4 protein-coding genes are annotated in these 4,733 nt (G+C 60.0%); all 4 read left to right on the top strand.

Annotation, left to right across the window (positions count from 1 at the left end; translation table 11 throughout):
- Nucleotides 1-1,821: hemagglutinin repeat-containing protein (locus HV744_RS36085; RefSeq protein ID WP_175154020.1), on the top strand; the 1,821-nt coding region annotated here is incomplete at its 5' end.
- Between the two features lie 9 nt (nucleotides 1,822-1,830).
- Entirely contained in the window at nucleotides 1,831-2,118 is a 288-nt protein-coding gene (locus HV744_RS36080) for a hypothetical protein (protein ID WP_175154019.1), read from the top strand.
- Between the two features lie 115 nt (nucleotides 2,119-2,233).
- The gene (locus HV744_RS36075; protein ID WP_175154018.1) at nucleotides 2,234-3,991 is read left to right on the top strand and encodes a ShlB/FhaC/HecB family hemolysin secretion/activation protein; all 1,758 of its coding nucleotides are present in this window, start codon (nucleotides 2,234-2,236) and stop codon (nucleotides 3,989-3,991) included.
- A gap of 1 nt (nucleotide 3,992) precedes the next feature.
- Nucleotides 3,993-4,733 (top strand): hemagglutinin repeat-containing protein (locus tag HV744_RS36070; RefSeq protein WP_175154021.1); only part of this gene is annotated, 741 nt, incomplete at its 3' end.

Here is a 4,733-nt window from a genome sequence, read left to right as displayed (position 1 = left end):
ACGACCGACACCGACACCACCGCCAGCACGAACAAATCGAGCAGCGCGAGCGTAGGCGTGTCATATGGCACCAACGGCTTTGGCGTCTCGGCGTCAATGTCCAACGCGCACCGCGACGGCAACAGCGATGCTGCGATCCAGAACGCCTCGCACGTAAGCGGCGCGAACAGCGTTACCGTCGTTTCGGGCGGCGATACCAATATCATCGGCTCGCAGGTCAGCGGCGGGCAGGTAACGGCGAACGTTGGCGGCAACCTGAATATCCAGAGCGTTCAGGATACGACCGTCAGCACCGCGCATCAGAGCAGCGTGAGCGGCGGGTTCAGCATCAGCCAGGGCGGCGGCAGCGCGAGCTTCAGCGCGCAGAACGGTCACGCCGATAGCAACTATGCCCAGGTCAACGAGCAGGCAGGTATCCAGGCGGGCAGCGGCGGCTTTGATATCAACGTCAAGGGCAATACGAACCTGACCGGCGCGGTGATTTCAAGTACCGCCGATCCGACGCAGAACAGCCTGACGACCGGTACGCTGACCTATGGCGATATCCAGAACCAGTCGCATTACGACGCGACGAGCAACGGTATCAGCGCGGGTGTCGGCGTCGGAACGACTGGCAAGGCACTTGGACCCGGCTCGGTTAGCGGTACACCTGGCGTTGCGCCGATGATTTCGCAGAACGACAGCGGCGACCAGAGCGCGACCACGCGCAGCGCAATCAGCGCGGGCACGATCAACATCACCAACCAGACCGGGCAAACGCAGGACGTGGCAACCCTGAGCCGTGATACGACAAACACCAATGGTACGGTCTCGACAACACCGGACGTGAACAACCTGCTCTCGCAGCAGGCCGACACGATGCAGGCCGCGCAGGCAGCGGGTCAGGTGGTCGCGCAGGGCATCGGCGCGTATGCGGACATGAAGCGCGACGAGGCGCTGGCGGCGGGTGACAAAGCGACGGCTGACGCGTGGGACGAAGGAGGCGTGAACCGGGCCATGATGCAGGCTGCGGGCGGCGCGCTGATTGGCGGGCTCGGCGGTGGGAGTGGTCTCACAGCGATTGGCGGTGCGGCTGGTGCGGGACTTTCTTCCTTGATGGCTGGTCAGCTGGACCAGATTTCAAAGGGTGTTGAATCGGCAACGGGCTCGGAACTGCTCGGCAACATTTCTGCGAACATCGTTGCCGGGGTGGGTGGCGCGCTGGTGGGAGGGACGGCTGGCGCGGCGACCGGTTCAGCAGTTCAGTTGTACAACCAGGGCAACGACAAAAAGAAGAGTCTCGTTGAGCAGGTTTGCCCTGCTGGGGCGCAATGTAGCGATGCCACGTTGAGCGCGGCAATTCAGGCACAAACTGACTTGAACAGCGTTGCCCAGGACAATGTGAGGGACGTAAGTATTGCTGGCTCGGTAGTCGTGGCCGGTGTTGGGGCGGCGATTCTCGCTCCCGAAGCGCTTGCTGCTTATAAGGCTGCCCAGGCCGGGTATTCACTGTCGAGCGCGGCCTTAACCGGTGCCGCAACGTCTGGAGGAATTTATGTCTTTAGCACGGCTGTGAGCGCGGGAGCCAACAGCGGCTTAAATCCTAGTGTTTTTGTTAACGAGTTTTCTGATAGGTTTTCGCTGGAAGGCTTGGCTGTAACGTCTGCATATGGTGCCGCGAGTAGCATGTTCGGAACGCAAATGTACAATTGGGCTGGCGTTCCCAACAGTCTGAAAAATATCACTACTGCGCCAGGGATTGTGACCAGACTCAACTCGCTGGCCCTAGGACAGACATTAGGTCGTGCTGTGAAAAGTCCCTCCTCAAACCAATCGAACTAAAGGTCAGATATGGATGACATAGCCCGTGTAGTTTTAAGCGGTTTGTTGGGACCGGTAGTCGCCGAGTATCTGTCTCGTTATAAGTATCGCTATATCTTCCTCGGTACAGTGATTTCATTCTACGTTTGCGTATTCATTGGAATTGCAATCAAATCAGGATTAAAGATCGCTGTTGGCGATTTCATCGCAAACGTACCTACAGTAGTGGGAATCCTTGTGCCGATTGGCTTAGGGTGTTTGGCGGTTTTTATCGCATTCGTTGGTTCGCTGAATAGTCACAAGAGCAAGGACAATTGATAACCACGAACAGTTCCTGCCGACATACGGATTTCGGATTGATACGTTGAGAGCGTTACCGGCTATCAAAGCCGGTGACGCGCCGCCGCAGGCAATCAGGGAATAAAAGACATCAATGAAAATAAAAACGAGGCTGGCGGCTCTGCCGCTCACAGCCGTGGTATCGCTCGCCTTCGCGCAGCAAACGCCGACGCCAACGCCAGCCGACACGGCAGCGGCTGCGCGCGCGAGTGCCGAACAGAACCAGCAGGTTCAGCAACAGCGCGAAACGCAGCAGCGCGACGCGGCCGTCAATGCGCCGTCCGTGCGCTCGACCGTCGAGCGCACTTCTGGCTGGCCTGAACTGCCGGCAGAGACGCCATGTTTTCGCATCGACTCATTCGTGCTTGATGTGCCCGCGACACTGCCGGATGCCGTACGCCGACACGGCGCGTCTGCGCTGCCGCTGGACCGCTTCGCCTTCGCGCGTGAATGGCTTGACCACTACAAGGGGCAATGCGTGGGCAAGGCGGGACTCGACACGCTCACCAAGGGATTGCAGCAGGCTATCCTGAGTCGCGGCTATATCACCACGCGCGTGCTGTTGCCCGAACAGGACCTGTCATCCGGCACGCTGAAATTCGCGCTTGTACCGGGTGTCGTGCGAACGATCCGCTTCGCCGATCCCGCTACGCGCGGCACATGGAAAACCGCCTTTCCTACGCGCGACGGCGACATGCTCAACCTGCGCGAGCTTGAACAGGGACTTGAGCAGATGAAACGCGTCAGCAGTCAGGACGTGGACATGAAAATCGAGCCCGCAGACGTACCGGGCGAGAGCGATGTTGTCATCACGGTAAAGCGCACGAAGCCCTGGACGGTCGTCGCTTCGGTGGACAACTCAGGCACGCGCGCAACGGGCAAGCTGCAAGGCAACCTGAGCCTCGGCATCAACAACCCGCTCGGTCTGAACGATATCTTTAACGTGGGTGTGAGCCAGGACCTGGAATTCGGCGACAGGCGGCTCGGCTCGCACGGCTGGAACGGCTCCTACTCGATCCCCTCGGGCTACTGGACAGGGACGCTCTCGGCCTACACGAACACGTATTATCAGCAGATTGCGGGCGCGAACCAGACATTCGTTTCGAGTGGCAATTCGCAGACGGTGGACTTCAAACTGCAGCGCGTCCTGATGCGCAGCCAGAACAACGTACTTGGCGCGCAATTCCGGCTGACGAAGCGCTTTGGTGAGAGCTTCATTGAAGATGCCGATATCCCGCAGCAGCGGCGCAACAATACGTTCATCGAAGCCGGGCTGACCAATCGTCACTACTTCGGCGCGTCGCAGTTCGACGGCACGCTCGCGTATCGCCAGGGCATCGGCGGCCTCGGGGCGACACCTGACTTTTACGCGAACGGTCCCACCTACCGCTTTCACATGGCCGTACTCGACGCGAACCTGTCGGTTCCGTTCGCCATCGCAACCCAGCCGCTGCGCTACGTGACGTCCGTCCACGGCCAGTTCACCAATAACACGCTCAACTATATTGACGACCTGACCATTGGCAGCCGCTACACGGTGCGCGGCTTCGACGGCGAAACGATGCTCGCGGCCGAGCGCGGCTTCTTCTGGCGCAACGAGCTACAGCTACCGGTTGGATCAACCGGCCAGTCACTCTATGCAGGCATCGACTACGGCCATGTGTTCGGGCCGAGCGCGTCTTTTCTCGTCGGAACGCAACTGGCGGGCGCGGTGATCGGAGTTCGTGGAAGCGCATCGACCAAGGCAGGCGCGCTCGCCTATGACCTGTTCGCCGGGACACCGATCTACAAACCTTCAGGCTTTCCGACCGCACGGGTCACGCTCGGTTTCCAGTTGACGGGACAGTTCTGATATCAATCTCACCGGCAGTGCGATCAACCTCGATCAGGGGACGGCAACCCTCGCGGCAGCGAACAACGTCAATATCGGCGCGGCCACCGCAACCTATGTCGACAATTCGCAGGAGCAGCATAGCCATAGCAACGTGGTAAGCGGCAAGGAGGTATCGAGTTCGAGCGATACGACCACGACGCTTTCGCAGGGCAGCATGATTTCGGCAGACGGCGTGTCGATCTCAAGCGGCAAGGATACCAACGTCGCGGGCAGCACGATCGTCGGGACGAACGATGTATCACTGAGCGCCGTGCATGACGTGAACATCACCACGACGCAGGATACGAGTCAGAGCAGTTCGTTCTACGAGGAAAAGAAGTCGGGATTCGGCGCGATGAGCGGGGGTGGATTGAGCCTCAACTACGGCAGCAGCGACACGAAGGAGACGACGCACGACAGCAGCGTGACGAACAACGGTAGCCTGGTGGGCAGCACGAACGGCAACCTCTCGATTCAGGCGGGCAACACCCTGCACGTAACGGGCAGCGATCTGGTGGCCGCGCAGAACGTTACGGGCACGGCGGCTAATGTCATCATCGATGCGGCCACCAGCACCTCGCACCACGACGAAACCCGGGAGACGAAGCAGAGCGGTTTCACGCTCGGCCTGTCGGGCAGCGTGGGCGATGCGATCAACGGCGCAATTGACCAGACGCAGGCAACCCGCGACAGTGCGAATAGCGGCAACGACCGCGCGGCG

Source organism: Paraburkholderia ultramafica (assembly GCF_902859915.1).
Taxonomy (GTDB): domain Bacteria; phylum Pseudomonadota; class Gammaproteobacteria; order Burkholderiales; family Burkholderiaceae; genus Paraburkholderia; species Paraburkholderia ultramafica.
Note: the sequence above shows the minus strand (reverse complement) of the source record. Positions and strands in the feature narration are given on the sequence as shown.

What these genes read in the sequence shown, in the direction of transcription:
- HV744_RS36080 (WP_175154019.1), top strand. Translation starts at nt 1,831, where the DNA reads ATGGATGACATAGCCCGTGTAGTTTTAAGCGGTTTGTTGGGACCGGTA.
- HV744_RS36075 (WP_175154018.1), top strand. Translation starts at nt 2,234, where the DNA reads ATGAAAATAAAAACGAGGCTGGCGGCTCTGCCGCTCACAGCCGTGGTA.